This window comes from Streptomyces sp. NPDC004435 (assembly GCF_042873895.1).
Lineage (GTDB): Bacteria > Actinomycetota > Actinomycetes > Streptomycetales > Streptomycetaceae > Streptomyces.
Window position 1 is genome coordinate 210,759 of sequence record NZ_JBIAMB010000004.1, and the last position, 18,242, is coordinate 229,000.

The following is an 18,242-nucleotide window of genomic DNA, read 5'->3' on the forward strand; positions in this document are numbered from 1 at the left end:
CCCTTTCCGGGGGTGCCGCCCTGCGGCGTTTCAGCGGGAGGTCAGCTCCCACAGGGCGACCAGCACGCCGGCGCCCGCGGTGAGCGCGGCGATCGAGGCGAGCGGCCAGCGGGCCCGCTCCAGTTCGTCGAGGCGGGCCTCGTGGTCGGCGAGCTGCTTGTCGGTCTGGTCGCTGCGCTGCACCAGCAGGGCGAGCGAGCCGTCGACCCGGGCGAAGCCGGCTTCGAGGGTGCCGCGCAGCCGTTCCAGTTCGAGCGCCACCGCGACCGGGTCGTTCGGGTCAGCCTCGGTCATCGGCACCGCCCGGTTCCGTGCCCGGTTCCGTGCGCAGCCAGGAGGGCAGCAGGAGCTGGACGGCGGGGACCGCCATGGCCCGGGTGAGGGCACCGGCGACGGCGAGCGCGCCGGCCACCCAGGGCAGGGAGGCGGGGAGGCCGGAGGCGTCGACGAGCGCCGGCAGGACCAGGGCGAGGGCGACGGCGGTCTGCAGCACGGTACGGGCCGTGCGCTTCGCGGCTTCGGACATGGGGGACTCTCCTCGTTGTCGTCTACTTCGTGTACGGGACCTTCAGCGCGTTCCACGAGGCGGCGCCGGGCCAGCCGTCGGCGTCCGTGCCGCGGAAGCCGAGCTTGCGCTGCCAGGCGGCGTACGACCGGCGGTCGGCCTCGGACCAGCGGGGGCCCGGGCCGACCTGATAGCGCCCGCAGCCCTCGGCCATCAGCCGGCGGCCCATCGCCGTGACCACCGGCGAGCTGGGGTTGTTCCGGAAGAAGGCGGTGCCGGGGAAGGGCTGGTGGCGGGGGGCGGACGGCTTCGCGGGGGAGGTGGGCTTCGGGGCCGGGGCTGCGCCGAGCCGCTTCTGGACCCGGTCGCGCATGCCCGGCATGCCGAAGCCCTTGGGGTCGCTCTTCCAGTCGGACCACTCCAGGTGGCCGATGACGGACCTGGCGCCCCAGCCGTGGGCCCGGCAGAGCGCGGCGGAGGCCCGTTCGATCGCGTCGAGCTGGGCGGCCGGCCACGGGTCGGTGCCGTTGCCGAGGTTGACGCACTCGAAGCCGTAGAAGCGGGAGTTTCCGTCCACGGCGCCGGGGCTGCCCTGGTGCTCGCGCGGGACCGGCGGCCGGTCGCCGTACGCCTCGGTGACGACGGCCCGCAGGACGGACGGGTCCCCGCCGCCGGCGTGGTTGGCGCGCCCGGCGGAGACCAGGTGCACGGTGCCGTCCTTGGCGATCACGCCGTGGCAGAGCGGGCCCGGGAGGCTCTCGTAGCCGTCGGAGCACATCGCGACGGAGGACGTGGTGCCGCTGGACACGGTGTGGTGGATCATGACGCCGGCGACGGGACCCCAGGGTCCGGTGTGGTTGCGGTGGTGGGTGCGCCAGCCGGGGTGCTCGACGACGGTGACGCCTTCGGCGCGGAGCGCGGCGAGGAGCCGGTCCGCGGACAGGGGAGTGGCCAACTGTTGTCCTCCAGACATGCGAAGGCCCCGGCCGTCGGCGGCGCGGGGCGGGCGTGCGGGGTGGTGCGGGCGTGCGGGGCCGGGCGGCGGGGTTACGGAGCGGGCTCGGGCTCCGGCTGCGGCTCGGGCTCCGGTTCCGGCTCGGGCTCGGGCTCGGGTTCCGGCTCGGGCTCCGGTTCGGGGGCCGGGGTCCAGGTGGCGCAGAGCGCGGCGAAGGCGGCCCTGCGGGTCTCGAAGTCGGCCAGCGCCGCCTCGACGGCCCGGACGACCGTCGCCGGGTCGGGCACGGCGGGGCGGCCGTTCACCGGCTGGACCATGGCGAGGCCGTAGCCGCGCAGCTGGGCGCCGCCCTCGCCGCTCTCGACGACCTGGGCCGTGACGTACACCGCCGGGTACTCGCCCGTCATCGGGTCGAGCTCCAGCGGGCCGCCGAGGGTGTTGTCGTACAGGCGCAGGGCGACGGTGTGGCCGGCCTCGGCGACGGTGCCGCGGCCCGCGTAGTCGATGGCGACGCCCCAGGGCTGGGTGGGGTCGGGGATCATGGGGTGCTCTCCTCTCGTGGGGCGGTCAGGTCTGGCGGCCGTGCATCAGCACCGGCTTGGCGTAGACCGTGCCGGTGGCGCTGGTGACGATGGCGTGGATCTCCACGTTCAGGTCCTTGCCGAAGTCGGTCTGCATGGCGGTGGTGACGGCCGCGGTGTGGTCGAAGACGGTGCCGGCGGCGATGGTCTGGCCGAACTGGACGCCGCCGACCATCACCCGGATCTGCCCGGTGGCCCCGGAGGAGACCCGGGTGTACATCCGCAGCCGCATCTTGGGCTGCCAGATCGGGTTCTGGGACTGGGCGACGGTGGTCCAGGTGGTGGCCGAGGTCGCCGGCCAGTTCGCGGAGGCCATGTCCTGCGGCGGCAGCATCGGCAGCCAGGGCCGGGCGAGGCCGCCGGTGACGATGTCGTCGGAGAGGACCTCGTGGCCGTAGGCGTCGTTGACCCGCAGCACGGGCTTGGTGCCGTCCGGGCCGGGGGTGGTGAGCTGAGCGACGAGCGTGGCGGTCGCCGGGTCCTCCGGGTCGGTCTGCCGCTTCAGGGTGAGCGAGCCGTTGACGAGCTCGGTGAGCGGTGGGCGGACGTTGACCGCCGTGGAGAGGGCGTTGATCCGGCGTTCCATCTGGATCAGCCGGTCGATGATGTCCTCGGGGAGCAGTGCCATCAGGCTTCCTCCAGGGCGAGTTCGGCGGTGTCGGGGCGGCCCCGCTCGGCCGGCCTGACCTTCACGCCGACGATGCGGTAGCGGGCGTCGAGGCCCGTCGGGTGCCACTCGTCGGTGATCCGGATGCGGGCGGTGCGGCCGAGGAGCGTCGAGGGGACGATGTCGGAGAGCCGGATGCTGAGCTCGGGGATCACCACCGAGCCCTGGGCCTCCTTCAGGACGGCCCGGGCCAGCGCGTCGAGCGTGGCCGGGTCGCTGATGTCGTTGAAGTCGGTGGACAGGTCCAGCTGCGGCCAGAGGTCGGGCAGGCCCTCCGCCTCGGCCTGCGCCGACAGGGTGGGGCGGGAGGTGGCGGCGGCGTTGTTGTTGGTGGAGGCGCCGCGGGCGACCGAGGTGGTGCCGCCGCGGGTGGCGTCGTCGGGGAGCGAGTAGCTGAGGATCGTCCCGGGCCGGTCGAAGACGACGTCCGTCGCGCCGGTGCGGATCTTGGGCGAGCCGAGCCGCAGCCGGCGGATCCGGCGCGCGTCGGACGGGTCGCGGTACACGAGGATCTGGTACTCGACGCCGTCCTCGTAGGCGCCGAGCTGGTCCAGGGCCTCCTGGTAGACGGTCTCGTCGCCGAGCTGGTACGCGGTGGTGCGCGGCACGGGCCGCGCGGGCACGTCGTCCCCGGGCTCGATCCGGCTCGCCCCGAGGCCCGCGCCGAGCTTCTCCCACAGGCCGCGGGCGATGTCGAACTGCTCGGTCTGGTTGTACTTGAGGTCCTCGCGGATCCGGCGCCGGCCCGCGTACGAGTCGAAGGTGGCGGCCTGGACGGAGAGCGTGACCACGCCCCGGTCGCTGCCCTGGAGGTTGGTCGTCCAGACGATGCCGCCCCACCAGAGGAAGCCGCCGCGTTCCAGGTAGACGGTGGTCCGGCCGGGCTTGATCTTGTGGGCGCGTTCGGCCATGGTCCGGTCGGGGATCGGCACGGTGCCGGAGAGCGAGCCGGCGCGGCCGATGTAGTCCTCGAAGGAGACGTCCCGCAGCGGCAGGATGTCGAGGGTCTGGTCGGTCACCAGGTCGCAGAAGACGGCCCGGTAGGGAGTGTCGAGACTCATGGGGCGGACCTCACGGAAGGATGTAGGTGGCGCTGACGCGGACGTGGCGGCCCGGGACGAGGGCGCCGTTCGAGACCCAGGTGCGCAGGGTGACCTGGCCGCCCGTGGAGAGCCAGGCCGAGCCGTCGCCGAAGCCGTCGGAGGCGGTCACGTCCATGGACAGCGAGGGGCGCCAGCCGGGCGGCAGGGTGCACAGCGGCTCGTCGTTGATGTTGCCGGCGCTGTTGGCGTCGATCTGGGGGCCGCTGCGGGTGAGCGTGACCTGCATGCCGCACAGCCCGCTCCGGGTGCGCCGGGCCTCGTAGGAGACGAGCGTCCAGTTGGCGAGCGCGACCGCGCCGGTCGTGGTGGTCTCGGCCTCCACCGGCGGGTGGTAGGCCGCCCAGCCGGTGCCGTTCCACCGCTGGAGGACCCCGTTGTGCTCCCGGTACTGGCCGGTGTAGCCGCCGACGGAGAGCGCCCCCTGGGGGGCGATGCCGCCGATCTCCTTCGGGTACGCGACCCAGCCGGTGCCGCTCCACCGCTGGAGGTGGTGGGCGATGTCGTTGTCCTGGTACTGGCCGGGGTAGGAGCCGGGCACGCCGGCGTTGTTGTAGACGGGCAGGATGCCGCCGACGCCGGTGATCGTGGTGCGCAGGTCGGTCAGGTCGCCGCCGGTCCAGGCGATGCCGCCGGTGCCGGCGGAGGCGCCCGCCTTGACCCGGACGGTGAAGAGCGGGAGCGAGGCGGCCGGGGCGGGCGGCGCGGCCGGGGTGGCCTTCGGCTGGCCGACGACGATCTCCAGGACGGCCTCGTGCCGGGTGAGGCTGTCGAACTCGTCGTCGTAGACGCGCAGGACGACGAGGTCGATCCTGGGGTGGAGCGGGTCGCCGTCGCCGAAGGCGAGGACGGTGTTCCCGTCGAGGGCGACGGGATACGCGCCCTGTTCGGGCCGGCCCTGGACGAGGGCCCGTCCGGGGTTGACGGTCGCGGTCATCGGGCCGGTGCCGGTCATCGCCAGGCCGCTGACCCGGTACTTGCCGTCCGTGGACCCCGGCAGGACGCCGGAGCGGGAGACGAGCGGGTCGACCGGGGTGCCGGCCCCGAGGTGGGTGAGGCGGGTCGTCTGGCGGGTCTGGCCGCTGGGCAGCAGCCAGCCGGGACGCACGGGCATGGGGTTCTCCTCTCGGCGGGTGGTGGGTGGGGGCGCGGCTACGGCAGCGGGTCGACCTTGATGTACGTGTTGTCGAAGTACGCCTTGACGGCCGGCGTGGTGGGGACGACCCGGAAGTAGGCGGTCAGCGTGTAGGTGGCGCCCGCGGTCAGGTTCGTGAACCGGCGCATGGTGGAGACCGCGGTCGTCGTGGTGCTGGCGGTGTAGAGCCCGTACTCGTCCTCGGGGGCGATGAGGACGGTGCCGTTCTGGGAGAGTTCCAGCGCCATGTACGAGTAGAGGTCGTCGCGCGCGCGCATGCGGCAGCCGTAGGCGGCCACGATCGCCTTCGACGGCGGGGCGGTGAAGGTGATCTTGAGCGGGTTGGTGATCCGGCCCGCGAGCGTGTGGACGTAGGAGCCGGACGCGGTCTCGCCCTGGTCGTTGTTCTCGGTGTAGTACGGGCCGGGCACGGCCGGCACCCAGGCCGTGCCGTTCCAGCGCTGGAGGACGCCGGTGGTGGAGTCCCGGTACTGGCCGGTGTAGCTGGCGGGGGTGCTCGCGGCCGAGTTGGGGATGATGCCGCCGAGCGCGGACGGGTAGGACACCCAGGCCCCGCCGTCCCAGCGCTGGAACGCGCCGCCGCCGTCCTGGTACTGGCCCGGGTAGGCGCCCGGCTGGACCGCGCCCTCGACCGGGAGGATGCCGCCGAGCGAGACGACCGGGGTGCGCAGGTCCTTGAGCGAGGTGTTCCAGGGGATGCCGCCGTTGCCCGCGCTGACGCCGGCCGGCACCAGCACCTCGTACAGCGGCAGGCAGCGCGGCGGGATCTGGGGGACCTGCGGGGTGGGTTCGGCGGCGCCCTGGATGATCTCCAGCTTCGCCTCGTACCGCGTGTTGTCGTCGTACAGGCCGTCGTAGATCTTGAGGACGATCAGGTCGATGCGGTTGTAGGCGTTGCCGGGGGCGAAGGTGAGGGTCTCGGAGTTGGGGAGGGTCACCGGGTAGGCGCCCTCGGAGATGCCGCCCTGGATGACGGCGCGGCCCTCGGAGACCGTGGCGGTCATCGGGGCGGAGCCGAAGGTCCAGAAGGCGGCGAGCCGGTACTGGCCGTCGTACGAGCCGGGCAGGATGCCGGAGCGGACCTGGACCGGGTTGGCGAGCGTGGTGACGCCGGTCTGGGTGAGGCGGGTGTCCTCGCGGGTCTGGCCTTCGGTGGCGACCCAGCTGCTGCGCAGGTTCACGGGGTTCTCCTCAGAGGGTGGGGGCGGTGGGTGTCAGGGCCGGATCCACTCGGCGGCGAGCGTGCAGCCGTAGCCGGAGCCGCCGAGCGTGCGGACGGAGGCGGTGTGGTTGTGGAAGCCGGAGAGCTGGATGGTGTCGCCGGCGGTCAGCCGGGTGAGTCCGCTGCCGCCGACGCTGACGGCGCCGTTGCCCGCGGGGCCGAGCCAGGTGAACCGGGGCTGGTTGATGCCGCTGACGGTGATCCGGGCGCCGCGCATGCCGGTCTGGCCGTCGTTGGCGTAGGTGACGTGGCCGTTGAGCCGCCAGTAGCCGGTGCGCGGCACGGTGTAGGTGGTCGTGCCGTTCCAGCCGGCGGCGTCGTCGACCTCGACGGTGGGCAGGCTGATCGGGGTCCAGGTGTTCGTGGCGAGCGTCTGCTGCTGGGTGGTCAGGTACTGGGTCGCGCCGAACAGCACCTTCGAGGCGCCCTCGATGTACTGCCAGCCGGCGCCGTTCCAGCGCTGGAGGCCGGAGCCGGTGTCGCGGAACTGCCCGGTGTAGGCGCCGGTGGCGGTGCTGCTCGACGCGATGCCGCCGATCCCCTTCGGGTACGACACCCAGGTGGCGCCGTCCCAGCGCTGGAGCAGCCCGGAGGTGTCCCGGTACTGGCCGACGTACGCGCCCTTGAAGCCGCTGGTCGGCAGGATGCCGCCGAGCGCGACGACCGGCCAGTGCAGGCTGGTGACGGCCGCGGTGCCCCAGGCGATGCCGCCGGTGCCGGCCGAGACGCCCTTCGGCACCTTCACCGTGTACAGCTGGAGGACGCTGCCGGGGCCGCTCGCCGGGGCGACCGGGGTCGCGCTCGGCTCGCCCTTGACCAGGCGGACGACGGCCTCGGTGGTGCCGGTGCGGTCGTAGGCGTCGTCGACGACGGCCAGTTCGATGAGGTCGATCCGGTCGTACTGGGCGTTGCCGTCCTCGATCGTCAGCGGCTCAGGCGCCGTGACGGCGACGAGGTAGGCCCCCTGGGCGGTGTCCTTGCCCTGCACGATCGCGCGGCCGGTGCCGATGATCGCCTGCATGGGCGAACCGCCGGTCAGCGCGAACCCGCCGGGCACGATGCCGGCCCGGGAGCGGAGCGGTGTCTCTTCGGCGCTCTGGCCGCTGGGGGTGAGGAGGGCGGCGAGGGTGATGCGGGTGTCCTCGCGGGTCTGCCCTTCGGAGTGGAGCCAGGCGGCTCGTACGGTCATGGGGTCACCTCGGGGGTAGCGGAGGGAAAGGAACACCCGCCGGGCCGGCGCGCGGCGGCGCCGCCCGGCGGGCGTGGGCGGTGGTGCGCAGGGCGCGGGGCCGGTCCGTGCGGGCGGTGGCGCCGCGGGGCCGGTTCAGGCGGCCGTCACCATTCGGCGCTGCGCCAGCGGACGGTCATGAGGGCCTGCTCGGTGCCTTCCTCGGGACGGAAGGAGAGGTCGCTGCGGCCGGGCTCCAGGACGAACAGTTCCTCCGGGGTGGAGTCGGCCATCGCCGTGTGCAGCCGGGAGGCGGAGTTGTTGAGCATCACCGTGCCCGCGCGGGTGTCGACGGTGAGCTCGTCGCCGGCGGCCAGGTCGATGGCGTACCGCAGCCGGCGGCGGCTGACCCGCTCGGTGACGCTCGGCATCGAGCAGGGCCCGCGGAAGACGACCACCGGGTGGGTGGGGGCCGAGCCGGTGTTCTCGACGGTGGCGTCGCCGGTGCTCTTGGCCTCGCCCCAGGACAGCGGCCAGGTCAGCGGCCAGACGAGGCCGGCCTCCGGCTGCGGCGGCGTGCTCGTGGCGAGCTGCTCGTTGACGGCGTACCGGCGGGGGTCGGTGGCGAGCCACTGGACGGACATGCGGGAGCTGCCCTGGGTGGCGAAGCCCTGGTCGGCGGGGACCACGCGCTGGGCGATCCGGGCGCGCACGGCGAGGGTCTCGCCGTGCAGCCGGACGGCGAGCCAGCGCTCCTCGTCGAGGAGCGCCAGTGCCTGCCGCAGCGCCCGGACGGCCGCGGGGGCGCCGCCGTGCTCGGGCATCAGGACGATCGTGCCGCCGGTCTTGCGGGGCTTGGCGTAGCGGGAGCCGGGCCAGGCGCCGTGCGAGGTCGGGCGGTCGGCGTCGGCGGAGTCGTACTCGGGCAGGTCCTCCCAGCCGGTCAGGCCGGACTTGTCGACGGCGAAGGGGGTGCCGGGGCCGATCAGCAGCCCGGCCCACTGCATCTGCCCGTCCTGGGTGATGAGCGAGCCGGGCGCGAGGTCGGCGGTGTGGGAGTTTCCGGCGTACGGGGTCGTGGTCTCGGCCATGGGGCCGTCACCTCACTTCGGGGGTGGGCGGGGTCGTCAGGTCAGGACCGGCTGCTCGGCGCCGGCGCGGGCGTGGGCGGAGAGGAGGAAGAGCAGGTCCTCCGCCGCGGCCCGGGGGCCGGTGCCGGGCTCCTCGCGGAACTCCCGGACGCGGTACGGGCGCGGGGGCGGCTCGGTGAGCGCGGGGACGCGCCGGTGCTCCAGCTCGTTCAGCGCGTCGATGCGGTACTCGCCGGCCTCGGGGGGCGCGACGATGCCGCCTTCGGCGAGCATCGGGATCTTGTCGAGCGTGACGCCGAACTTCTTGCCGGTGAGCGGGATCTCGAAGCTCAGCTTGTTGAGTCCGTCGATGATCCAGTTGGCGAAGGCGATGAGGCCGTTGATCGGCCCCTTGACCACGCCGAGGACGGCGCTGAGGCCGCCCTGGACCAGATCGCCGATGCCGTTCAGGGCCTTGGCGACGGCGTCCTTGGCGGTGCGGAAGAAGCCGGGGACCTTGTCGGTGATCCAGCGGACGACGGGCTGGACGGCGCTCTTGACGCCGCCGAGGGTGCGGGAGGCGATGCCGCCCAGGGCGTTGCTCGCGGAGCGGACGGCGGAGCCGATCCTCGCGATCCCGCCGATGGCCGAGCCGACGATCTTCAGCGCGGTGGTGAAGACGGTCAGGTACGCCTTGGCGTAGGTGCCGACCGCCTTGCCGAGCGCCTTCATGAAGGGGCTGATGAAGGCCCAGACGGACTGGAAGCCCTTGAGCGCCTGCTGGAGGACCTGGCGGATGATCCGCTGTCCGGTCTCGGAGGTGACGGCGAGTTCGACGAGGTACGCGGCGATGGGCACGATCAGGCCGACGAGGAAGCCGAGCGGGTTGGCCCGCATGGCGACGTTGACGCCTGTCATGGCGACCGAGGCGAGGGTCATGACGGTGCCGAAGGTGCCCATCAGGCCGGTGATGACATCGGCGACGGGCAGCAGCGGCAGGAGGAGCCCGAGGACCGCCCCGGCGGCGGTGCCGATCCGCCCGGCGGCCCGGCGGGCCTTGCCGGCGGCGGTGGCGACCCGCTTGAGGCGGGCGGCGGCGGGGGAGCGGCGGAGCTTGTCGAGGGCGGTGCGGGTGGCGGTGGAGTTCTGGCCGAGGGTGCGGGTGGCGGTCGAGGCGTTACGGGCGGCGGTGACGAGGGCGCCGACGCCGGAGGACGCCCGCTGGACGCCCTGCCGGAGGTTCCGGGCCGCCCCGGTCGCCGAGGCGGTCCCCTGCCGCAGGCTCTGCATCGGGCCGACGGCCACCTGGAAGCGGGGCATGGCGAGGGCGGAACTCATGCCCGTGCTCCACGCGCCTTCACCAGGTACATGAGCGCGTCGGCGGTGGCCTTCGGGTTGTTGTCCCGGGCCGCGTGGTAGTGCTCGATGACGAGGCCGCCGCCGGCTCCGGCGCTCTGGCCCTGGGCCTGGCGGGCGCGGCGGGCGGTGAGGGCGAGGAGCCGGTCGAGCTTGGAGAGCGGCAGGACGGCCTCGGCCTCGCCGGCCTCGGCGAGGATGGCGGGGACGCCGCCGGTGCGGGGCATCACGACGCCGCCGGTGGCGAGCATCGGGATGGTCGGGATGTTGACGCCGAAGGTCTTGCCGCCGACGACGGGGACCCAGCCGGGGACGGAGACCTTGACCCGGTTGATGGCGCGGATCATGGAGTTGATCAGGCCGATGACGGCGTTGATCGGGCCCTTGACGCCGCTCTTGATGCCGTCGAAGGCGCGGGACGCGATGCCCTTGAGGCCGTTCCAGATGGACGACATCTTCTCCTTGACGGCGCTGAACGCCCTGGGGATCGCGCTCTTGATCCAGTTCACCACCGGGGTGATGACGCGCTTGATGCCGTTCCACACGGTGCTGATGACGCTCTTGATCGCCTTCATGACCGTGGTGATGACCGTCTTCCAGATCTTCACGTAGGTCCTGATGACGGTGGCGACGGCCTTGACGACGGTGGAGATGGCCTTCTTGATGCCGTTCCAGACCGACTTGATGAGGCTGCCGGCCTTCTTCATGATCGGCCCGATGGCCTTCATGACCGAGCTGATCACGCTCTTGATCGCGCTGAACGCCTTCTTCAGGACGGTCTGCATGGTCTTCGAGCGCAGCGCCATGTCGACGACGGCCTCGATGAGCGGCATGAAGAGTTCGAGCAGGCGGACCAGGAAGTTGCCCTTCATGGACTTGTTGAGCTTGTCCTGGCCCTTGGCGGCCTTGCCGGCCCCGGATTCGTACCTGCCGAGCTTGCCGCCGGCGGACTGCGCGGTGTCGCCGGCCTTCTTCATGGCCCGCTCGGCCTGGTCGGACGCGGTCTTGAGGTTCTTCAGCTGGGTGCCGGCGCCCTGGGCGTTCGTACGCAGCGTCCTGAGCTGACCGGACGCGGACCGGCCGGCGTCGCCGACCTTCTTGACCGAGCCGCCGGCGTTCGCCGCCTGGGTCCTGAAGCCGTTGAGGGCGGTCGAGGCGTTCTTGAGGTTTCTGACGAGGGACATGGGTGTACCTCCTTTCGGGGGTGGGTGGGTGTCAGCGGGCGCCGGCGCCGGCGATCACGTCGTCGAGGCCGCCGATGGTGGTCCGGAGGTCGCGGAACTTGTCGCGGAGGGTTCCGGTCTCGGTGGCGAGGTTGTTCATCGCCTGGGCGGTGTTTCCGAGCTGGGTGTCCGTGGGCAGCTTGGTGGGCTGGAACCGGCCCAGCTCGTCGTTGAGCTTCTCCAGGCCCTCGGCGACCTTCCGCAGCTTCACGGCGTTGACCTTCTTGATGGCCGCGCCCACGGTCTCCAGTACGGTCACGGCCTTGTCGGCCTTGCTCTGGTTGGGCAGCCGCTTGAAGGAGTTCAGGAACGAGGGGGCCTTCGCCTCGAACCTCTCCACCTGCGGGTTCAGCTTCTCCAGTGCCTGGGCCAGCGTCTCGGCCTGCTGGGCGTTGGCCGAGTTGCCCACGAGGTCGGCGACGCTGGTGCCGCCCATGAAGACCCGGTTCTCACGCTGGTTGACGGCGCCGAGGGTCTGGGGCGACAGACCGCCGTTGCCGTTCCCGGCCAGGACCGTCCGTCCTTCGCGTGCCTCGGCGGTGTTGTCGCCGCGGGGACGCCAGGTCTGGAGCCATCGTGCCGCGCTGACGAGCTGGCCCCTGAAGAACAGGGCGAGGGCGGGAATCACGAGGAGGAGTACGGCGCCCCCGATGGCGGCGTAGAGCCAGTCCTTCCACTGGACCTTCGCGTCCTCCTGGGCTTCGCGGTACTTCTCGTGCACGGCGGCGATGCTGTTCAGACCCAGCATCTCCAGCATCTCCGTGGTCTTGTGCTTGGTGACCTCGGTGTGGATCTCCTTGATCTTGTCGTACGCGTCCGCCCAGCCGCTGAGGAACTCCTCCGTGGCGATCTTCGGGGCCGCTTCGACGAGGTGTTTCTTGAGCAGGGAGGGCAGCTCGGGCTTGTCCTTGCCCTCGGGGTTGGGCCGGGCCTCGATCAGGGCGGCCTTCAGTTCGGAGATCCTGTCGAGGATCTCCTGTTCCTTACTCATGTGTGCTCCGCTTCCGGCCCGTCAGGGCCAAGCGCCGAAAAGCCCCTGCCGATCCCGGCAGGGGCTCGTGCGCAGGGGCGTGCGCCGCGGCTAGGCGTCGGTGTCCCGGCGGGGGGTGCGCCGCGTCGTCGCGAGGGCGTCGTTCCAGCCGGCCGCGTACGCGACGGTCTCGCGGCGGGAGACCTCGGCGTACAGGGTGCCGAGCAGCGCTCTCTTGTCGAGGGCGACGGGTCCGTCGAGGAGCTGGCGGAGGCGGTCCTGGAGAGGGATGTGCGGTCGCGATGCCTCGCCCGGCTGAGTCATGGACGCCTGCCTTCCTTTGCTTGCCCTTGCGTGCGTGGCGGCGCCGCGTGTGTCTGGAGAGCGGGGGCACCACGTGTTCGAACTACTGTGCGAACAGAGTGTGGAACATCTGTTCTAGGTTTGTCGAGCGAGAAGGAGCTGACGGCGTGTCTTCTCGTCACGTTCTCGAACGAGTTGGCCGGGAACGAAAAGAAATTCCGACCGGGTAACCTGGAGGGCGCTCTCCCGGACCCGACCACTCCGGGGAGGGCGAGGGGCGCGAGGGGCGCGCGGGGACCCCAGGGGGCTGGAAGGCAGTACTGAGACATGGACACGGAGCCGGACGCCGACCGGCGGGAGCGGGTGGTCGACTGGCTCGCCTCCCACCCCGACCTGCCCCACCTCTTCGCGCGGCTCTCCGAGCTCGTCCACGTCCTCGGACACGCCCCCGAGGAACTCGTCGTGATCCCCCGGTCCGAGATCGACCGCAGGGAGACCACCGCCTTCACCTCCGGCTGGGCCGAGGCCGTCTCCGACGAACTCCCGCGCATCCGGAGGGAGTACGAGCGCCGTGTCGCCGACGCCTACGCCCAGGGGCAGCGCGACGGCCGGGGCATCCGGCGGCCGCAGCGCCGGACGGACACCGGTCCGGAGGGCGGCGCCCGGGTCATCGCCCTGCCCTTCGCCCGGCTCCTCGAACCGCCCGCCGCCGTCGTCGAGGCGGAGGAGCGGGTGCGCCGGGAGCGCGAACGGTTCGAACAGGGGTACCCGACCGAGCCCGGTCCGGAGCATGGCCCCGGGCCCGAGTCGGGTCCCGGGCCTGGTCCCGGTCCCGGGGCTGGTCCCGTTCCCGAGTCCGAGTCCGGTCCCGAGCCCGAGGGCGGGATCGAGCCCAGGTACGGCGACGGGGGCGGGGGCCCGGGCGAGGCCGGCCACGGGGGCGAGCCCGAGCCCGAGCACGGCAAGGAACCGGCGCCCGACACAAGGGCGCCCGACGCCCCGGCCACGGCCCACGAGGGCCGCGCCCGGCGCACCGCGCAGCCCGTGCGCAAGGTCGTACGGGGCAAGGGCGGCCGCCCCATCGTCCCGCCGCTCTCCCACGTCCCCGTCCAGCAGGGCGCCGGTCCCGGCGAACGCCGGGAGGCCGAACCCCGCAAGCCCCGCAGGCTCTCCGAGCGCGCCAAGGCGCTGGAGGAGGAGCTGGCCGCCGAGCGTGCCCAGGAAGCACCTCCGGAGTCCGCCCCCTGACGGGAACGGACTCCGGGAGGGGTGGCGCGGGCGGGCGCCGGGAGGGTCAGCCGAAGAAGCGGGCCAGCTGGCCGGGGGAGACCTCGGGAGGCCCGTCCCCGTTCGCCGGGGCGGAGCCCGCCCCGGTGCCGTCCTCGCCCTCGCTCCCGCCCTCGTCCCGGTCCTCCCTGTTCGCCGGGCGCGGGACCGGCTTCGGGAACTCGGGCGGATCGCCGTCCTCCCCGCTGTTGACGCAGGAGAACATCCAGTTGCCGACGGCCAGGTGGTCCACGGTCGCGGCCAGCAGATGGTCGGTGACCGACCACTCGGCCGCCTCGCCGTGGATCTGGCGCTGGAGCGCGCTCTCCCGCGGCAGGTGCTTGACCAGGACCAGCAGCCGCCGGCTCGACAGCTCACCCCGGTGCCAGTCGAGGATGTCGGTCCCGTAGTAGCGGATCAGGTCCGCCTCAAGGGCCTCGGCGTGTTCGTCGACGAACTCGACGAGGCTCAGTCTTCCCCCAGGCCGAGCCCGGTCTCCTGGCCGTACGCCTCCAGGATGGCGGCGATGTCCTGCATGGTGACCTCGTGCTCCTCGAAGCGGGCGAACTGCTCCACGCCCATGAGGAGCGCGAGCAGGCCGTCCACGTCGTTGTCGTCGAGCTTGCGCAGGCCCTTCGCGGTCGCGCGGGAGAGCTCCGTGGGGAGGGTGAAGGTGTCGCCGTCCAGTTCGAAGCTCCAGGAGCGGCTGCGGCCCTCCTGGCGCTGGGCGCGGGCGGCGTTGACGTCGAAACGGGCCATGGTGATGCGTACTCCTTGATCGGATGCGTCGGACGCGCCGGATGCGCGCGAGGGGGAGAGGGAAGGGCCCGGGGCGGGACGGCGGGGGTGCCGCCGTCCCGCCCCGGGGGGGATCAGGCCGAGGTGCCGTACTGGTTGTCCTTCATCAGGAAGGTCGCCAGCGGCTTGCCGTCGCCGTTCGACATCGCGGTGAAGGTGATGCCCAGGGTGGACGCCGCCTTGCGGGCCAGCTTGATGTCGTCGGAGGCGGTGACCTGGCCGCGCGGGATGATGAAGCGGTACGTGACCGCGGCGCCGCCGACCTTGACGTCGGTGAACTCCAGGCCGAGGGCGCGGACGTCCGCGTAGGGACGCTCGGCGATCTCGTACTTGTACGTGTCGGTCGACGCGGCCGGCTCCGCCTCGACCTTGCCGCCGCCCATGAAGAACGGCAGCGTGTCCTCGTTGAACTGGAGCATCGAGAACTTCAGCGAGAGGTCGCGGCTGGAGTAGATGAAGTGCACCGGGGAGACCGACTGCCAGGTGTCGATCGGCTCCAGCTTGTCCTTCTTGGAGAAGGTCACGCCGTCACCGGTCGTGTAGCCGAGGTTCGTCCAGGTGGTCGAGGCCCAGTCGGCGGCCGGGTCGGCGCCGAAGGACGGGGCGTCGGCACCGGCGGTGGCGACGAAGAGCTTGCCGGTGCCGGCGACGCGGATCTCGGCGGAGTTGTTTCCTGCCATGGTGGGTTTCTCCTTGTGTGGGTGAGGGCGCCGCGCCCGGGCGAAGGGAAGGGACCCGGGTACGGCAAAGGCCCCGCCGGACGGCAGGGCCTGGTCTGTGGGGCCGGACGGGGTCCGGTGCGGGGCCGGACGGGGTCCGGCGGGGCGTCAGAAGACGCCGAGGGAGAGGCGCAGCACGCAGAGGTAGCGGTTGGCGCCCCGGTAGAGGTAGTCGGGCAGCCAGCGCGGCCCGTCCTGCTCCTCCACGTCGTGGACGGCGTAGCCGCCGATCTGCTTGCCGAGGGTGGCGAGCAGCGCGCGCCGGGCGCCGTTGGCGAGGACGTGGGCGGCCTCCTTGGTGGGGCCGTACACCTCGAACTCGACCAGCGGCATGTCGACGTGCAGGTCGCCGATCCAGGCGCCGCCGCGGCGGTTGACGAGGACGGCGGCCTGCGTGCCGTCGAACCCGGCCGGCGGGTGGACGGCGAGCACCGCCCCGGCCAGCGCCGGGTCGGCCTTGAGGACGTCGACGACCAGCTTCTCGACGTCCGGGAACGCACTCGGGGGAGTGGTCATCGCGGTTCTCCTCGGAGAGGGGGCGGTGGGCGGGAGAGGGGGTGGCCGTCCGGGGGCTCCGGCGGGAGGGGGAGGGGCGCGGCAGCGCGCCCGGACGGCCGACGGCGGAGCCGCGTCCCGTCTCACGGGCGCAGCTCCGCCGCTGCACCAACTGTGACAGAGAGCGTGCGCGCACGCAACTAAAACCGGCTCCGTCGCCCACGACAGCTCACAGAACAGCTCTGACCTGCGGAGATGTCTTCCGGATCGGCCGCGACGGCGGATAGGTTGGCCGTCCCGACCCCCCCCGAGGAGCCGCCCGTGTCCGCCGACCGCCCCCGTCTGCTCTACGTCACCGACCTCGCCTACCCGGCCCGCGGACGCCGCTACCGCGACGAGGACATCGACCTCACCGCCCGCCTCCGCGCCTCCTTCGACCTCGCGCTCTGCCACCCGCGCGACGCCGCCGCCCTGATGGACGCCTTCGACGCCGTCGTCGTCCGCAACAGCGGTCCGGTCCTCCACCACCAGGAGGCTTACGACGACTTCCGCGCCCGCGCCGCCGCCCTGGGCACCCGCGTCTACAACCCGCTCCACGGCCGCGGCGACATGGCCGGCAAGCAGTACCTCCTCGACCTCACCGCCGCCGGGCACCCCGTCATCCCCACCGTCGACCGCCCCGAGGACCTCCGGCTCCTCCCCGAGTCCGAGCTCTACGCCGTCAAGCCCAAGGCCGGCGCCGACTCCATAGGACTGCGGTTCGTCCCGTACGGGGAACTCGACGGCCTCCCCCGGGACGGGAGCCTCCTCGTCCAGCCGCGGATCGACTTCACGTACGAGGTCTCCTTCGTCTTCGTCGACGACCTCTTCCAGTACGCGCTGTACGCCCCCGACCCCGAGCGCCGCTGGGTCCTGGAGCCGTACGAAGCCACCCCGGACGACCTCGACTTCGCCCGCCGCTTCATCGACTGGAACACGCTCCGCCACGGCGTCCAGCGCGTCGACGCCTGCCGCACCCGCGACGGCCGGCTGCTCCTGGTGGAGCTGGAGGACCTCAACCCGTACCTCTCGCTCGACCGCGTCGGCGAGGACGTCCGCACCCGCTTCACCGAGACCCTGACCGACTCCCTCCACGCCTTCCTCGAGGCATGAGGAAGCGCCCCGTGTCCGTCCTCGGACACGGGGCGCTCGGTGGGCTCGACGCGGTGGTGCGGTGCGGTCTCAGGCGGTACGGGGGCGGCGGCGGGCCGCCCGCTCCGCCGCGAAGACGTCCTCCAGGCGGAAGAGCTGCGCCCGCCCGGCCCGCCCCGCGGCCCGCAGATGGCCCAGCTGGACCCACTTGCGGATGGTCGCGGGAGCCACCCCCGCCTCCTCGGCGGCGAGCGGTCCCGGGATCAGCGCGGGGAGGTGGGGCGAGCTCAGCATGAGGTCTCCTTCGTGTCGTCCATCGCCGCCTCGATCTCCTCCGTGAGGGCCCCGGAGGCGTCCGCCAGCTCCTCCCACTCGTCCTCCCGCCACAGGTGCCGGTAGGCCGGGTCGTCCTGGCAGCCGCACACCTGATCGGCGCACACACAGGCGGGGTTCACGCACAGCACCGCCCGGCGGTCGGGGAAGGCGCGCAGCGAGACGGAGTCGCACCACGGGCAGCGGCCGGCCACCCGCACCACCGTCTCCGCCTCGCCCAGCGTGCGCGCGCACCGGCGGGCCATCCGCCGCACCTCGTCCCGCACGTGTCGGGCGAGGTCCGGGTGGGCCGCGATCCCGTCGAGGAGCCCCACGACCCGGCGCAGCCGGTCCGTCACCCCGGCCCTGGGCGGCCGCGGCAGCCCCAGCCGGGCGCACACCGCCTCCTCCAGCTCCACCACGCCGTCGGTGACGTCCCGGATGCAGTCGGAGACGTGCAGCCGGATCGGGGCGGCGCCGTGCCCGGGGACGGCGAGCCCGTGCCGCTGCTCCAGGAGGAGTGCCTCGCGCCGCTCCCGGCGGAGGAGTGCGGCGTCGCCGGCGCGCGGCGCCGCGGGCGCGGCGCCCACGGGGGAGCGGCGGCCGGGCGCCAGCTCCTCGGCGAGCTCGGGGAACTGACGGACGAGGGAGGCGGCCCAGAGCACGGTGTCCCGCAGGACGGCCTCGGCGGCGCTCCCGCTCACGCGTTCCCCCCGGCGGCGCCCGGAGCGGCGGCGAGCACGGCGTCGAGCGCGGCGTCGAGCTGCGCGGCGACGGTGCGGGGGGTCAGCGGCGCGGGCTCCGCGGCCGGGCGCCCCGGGGCGGGCGGGCCGAGCGGGTCGGCGGCGCCCGGCTTCACGTATCGGGACGAACGGGGCTTGACGGGGCGTCCGTTGCGCCACAGGCGGCCCGCGCAGACGCCGTCGAACCAGCTCTCGGCGGGGGCGACGGCCGCCTCGCACTCGCGGCGGACGGGACAGGCGGCGCAGGCCCGCAGCGCGGGGGCCGCCTGCCGCTCGCGGCGGGCGAAGACGACGGACGGGGAGAGGCCGGCGCACGCGGCGGCGGCCTGCCAGGGGGTCGGGTCGTGCTGGGACAAGACGGGTTCTCTCCACGGTCCGGGGCCGCCGGACGCCGGGGCGCCCCGGGAGGGGGCACGGCGTCCAGGAGCCGGCGAGTGCGGCGGGGAGCAGACTTGCATGTTGCGTGCGAGCTCGCAACTAACGACCGGGAGGGCCTTCACCG

At 73.1% G+C, this 18,242-nt stretch carries 23 protein-coding genes; 2 read left to right on the forward strand and 21 right to left on the reverse strand.

The genetic code is table 11. From position 1 onward, the window contains the following. Positions 1 to 30 precede the first annotated feature (30 nt). From ACFYT9_RS08840 to ACFYT9_RS08905, 14 genes are all read right to left on the reverse strand, one after another. Positions 31 to 294, reverse strand: a complete 264-nt coding sequence (locus ACFYT9_RS08840) for a hypothetical protein (RefSeq protein ID WP_376602997.1) — start codon at positions 292 to 294, stop codon at positions 31 to 33. Next, entirely contained in the window at positions 281 to 526 is a 246-nt protein-coding gene (locus tag ACFYT9_RS08845; protein WP_387279752.1) for a hypothetical protein, read from the reverse strand. Before ACFYT9_RS08845 ends, ACFYT9_RS08840 begins: the two co-directional genes overlap by 14 nt. Before the next feature lie 22 nt (positions 527 to 548). Next, positions 549 to 1,460 carry a peptidoglycan-binding protein gene (locus tag ACFYT9_RS08850; protein ID WP_389161894.1) on the reverse strand — a complete coding sequence of 304 codons (912 nt, stop codon included), beginning with the start codon at positions 1,458 to 1,460 and terminating at the stop codon, positions 549 to 551. Between the two features lie 92 nt (positions 1,461 to 1,552). Further along, complete coding sequence (locus ACFYT9_RS08855; protein WP_389161896.1) at positions 1,553 to 2,002, reverse strand: ATP-binding protein; 450 nt, start codon at positions 2,000 to 2,002, stop codon at positions 1,553 to 1,555. Between the two features lie 25 nt (positions 2,003 to 2,027). After that, positions 2,028 to 2,669 (reverse strand): hypothetical protein, encoded by a 642-nt coding sequence (locus tag ACFYT9_RS08860; RefSeq protein ID WP_389161898.1) that lies wholly within the window; start codon positions 2,667 to 2,669, stop codon positions 2,028 to 2,030. Beyond that, on the reverse strand, positions 2,669 to 3,769 hold the full coding sequence (locus ACFYT9_RS08865; RefSeq protein WP_389161899.1) for a hypothetical protein: 1,101 nt from the start codon (positions 3,767 to 3,769) through the stop codon (positions 2,669 to 2,671). Before ACFYT9_RS08865 ends, ACFYT9_RS08860 begins: the two co-directional genes overlap by 1 nt. A gap of 10 nt (positions 3,770 to 3,779) precedes the next feature. Next, positions 3,780 to 4,922 (reverse strand): hypothetical protein, encoded by a 1,143-nt coding sequence (locus ACFYT9_RS08870; RefSeq protein WP_387279744.1) that lies wholly within the window; start codon positions 4,920 to 4,922, stop codon positions 3,780 to 3,782. 38 nt (positions 4,923 to 4,960) lie between these two features. Next, positions 4,961 to 6,145: a hypothetical protein gene (locus ACFYT9_RS08875; protein ID WP_387279742.1), complete on the reverse strand. Its 1,185-nt coding sequence runs from the start codon at positions 6,143 to 6,145 to the stop codon at positions 4,961 to 4,963. 33 nt (positions 6,146 to 6,178) lie between these two features. Next, on the reverse strand, positions 6,179 to 7,375 hold the full coding sequence (locus tag ACFYT9_RS08880; RefSeq protein WP_389161901.1) for a hypothetical protein: 1,197 nt from the start codon (positions 7,373 to 7,375) through the stop codon (positions 6,179 to 6,181). A gap of 146 nt (positions 7,376 to 7,521) precedes the next feature. Next, positions 7,522 to 8,445 carry a phage distal tail protein gene (locus tag ACFYT9_RS08885; protein WP_389161903.1) on the reverse strand — a complete coding sequence of 308 codons (924 nt, stop codon included), beginning with the start codon at positions 8,443 to 8,445 and terminating at the stop codon, positions 7,522 to 7,524. Between the two features lie 36 nt (positions 8,446 to 8,481). Then, on the reverse strand, positions 8,482 to 9,762 hold the full coding sequence (locus ACFYT9_RS08890) for a tape-measure protein (protein ID WP_389161905.1): 1,281 nt from the start codon (positions 9,760 to 9,762) through the stop codon (positions 8,482 to 8,484). After that, positions 9,759 to 10,964, reverse strand: a complete 1,206-nt coding sequence (locus tag ACFYT9_RS08895; RefSeq protein ID WP_389161907.1) for a phage tail protein — start codon at positions 10,962 to 10,964, stop codon at positions 9,759 to 9,761. Before ACFYT9_RS08895 ends, ACFYT9_RS08890 begins: the two co-directional genes overlap by 4 nt. A 31-nt stretch (positions 10,965 to 10,995) precedes the next feature. Continuing rightward, positions 10,996 to 11,994 (reverse strand): hypothetical protein, encoded by a 999-nt coding sequence (locus ACFYT9_RS08900; RefSeq protein WP_389161908.1) that lies wholly within the window; start codon positions 11,992 to 11,994, stop codon positions 10,996 to 10,998. A 90-nt stretch (positions 11,995 to 12,084) separates the two neighbouring features. Next, positions 12,085 to 12,297, reverse strand: coding sequence for a hypothetical protein (locus ACFYT9_RS08905; protein ID WP_376603334.1), 213 nt, complete (start codon positions 12,295 to 12,297; stop codon positions 12,085 to 12,087). A gap of 306 nt (positions 12,298 to 12,603) precedes the next feature. Here ACFYT9_RS08905 and ACFYT9_RS08910 point away from each other — a divergent pair, with 306 nt between their 5' ends. Continuing rightward, positions 12,604 to 13,524, forward strand: coding sequence for a hypothetical protein (locus ACFYT9_RS08910; RefSeq protein WP_389161910.1), 921 nt, complete (start codon positions 12,604 to 12,606; stop codon positions 13,522 to 13,524). Between the two features lie 46 nt (positions 13,525 to 13,570). On the opposite strand, the gene ACFYT9_RS08915 is transcribed toward ACFYT9_RS08910, so the two are convergent. The 4 genes from ACFYT9_RS08915 to ACFYT9_RS08930 all read right to left on the reverse strand — a co-directional run bounded on the left by ACFYT9_RS08915 (position 13,571) and on the right by ACFYT9_RS08930 (position 15,575). Continuing rightward, the gene (locus tag ACFYT9_RS08915; protein ID WP_387279728.1) at positions 13,571 to 13,795 is read right to left on the reverse strand and encodes a hypothetical protein; all 225 of its coding nucleotides are present in this window, start codon (positions 13,793 to 13,795) and stop codon (positions 13,571 to 13,573) included. 215 nt (positions 13,796 to 14,010) lie between these two features. Beyond that, entirely contained in the window at positions 14,011 to 14,301 is a 291-nt protein-coding gene (locus tag ACFYT9_RS08920; protein WP_387279726.1) for a hypothetical protein, read from the reverse strand. Between the two features lie 113 nt (positions 14,302 to 14,414). Then, on the reverse strand, positions 14,415 to 15,020 hold the full coding sequence (locus ACFYT9_RS08925; protein WP_389161912.1) for a phage tail protein: 606 nt from the start codon (positions 15,018 to 15,020) through the stop codon (positions 14,415 to 14,417). 147 nt (positions 15,021 to 15,167) lie between these two features. Further along, a complete protein-coding gene (locus tag ACFYT9_RS08930; protein ID WP_376604959.1) occupies positions 15,168 to 15,575 on the reverse strand; it encodes a hypothetical protein in 408 nt (135 codons plus the stop codon). 300 nt (positions 15,576 to 15,875) lie between these two features. Here ACFYT9_RS08930 and ACFYT9_RS08935 point away from each other — a divergent pair, with 300 nt between their 5' ends. Then, entirely contained in the window at positions 15,876 to 16,706 is an 831-nt protein-coding gene (locus ACFYT9_RS08935) for a hypothetical protein (protein ID WP_389161914.1), read from the forward strand. Between the two features lie 69 nt (positions 16,707 to 16,775). Here ACFYT9_RS08935 and ACFYT9_RS08940 read toward each other — a convergent pair whose 3' ends face one another. From ACFYT9_RS08940 to ACFYT9_RS08950, 3 genes are read right to left on the reverse strand one after another with little or no spacing between them, the layout of a single operon-like run. Further along, positions 16,776 to 16,979, reverse strand: a complete 204-nt coding sequence (locus ACFYT9_RS08940; RefSeq protein ID WP_030759416.1) for a hypothetical protein — start codon at positions 16,977 to 16,979, stop codon at positions 16,776 to 16,778. Beyond that, positions 16,973 to 17,701, reverse strand: a complete 729-nt coding sequence (locus ACFYT9_RS08945; RefSeq protein ID WP_389161916.1) for a hypothetical protein — start codon at positions 17,699 to 17,701, stop codon at positions 16,973 to 16,975. Before ACFYT9_RS08945 ends, ACFYT9_RS08940 begins: the two co-directional genes overlap by 7 nt. Next, on the reverse strand, positions 17,698 to 18,096 hold the full coding sequence (locus tag ACFYT9_RS08950) for a WhiB family transcriptional regulator (RefSeq protein WP_387271367.1): 399 nt from the start codon (positions 18,094 to 18,096) through the stop codon (positions 17,698 to 17,700). The genes ACFYT9_RS08945 and ACFYT9_RS08950 overlap by 4 nt, the downstream gene beginning before the upstream one ends. Positions 18,097 to 18,242 lie beyond the last annotated feature (146 nt).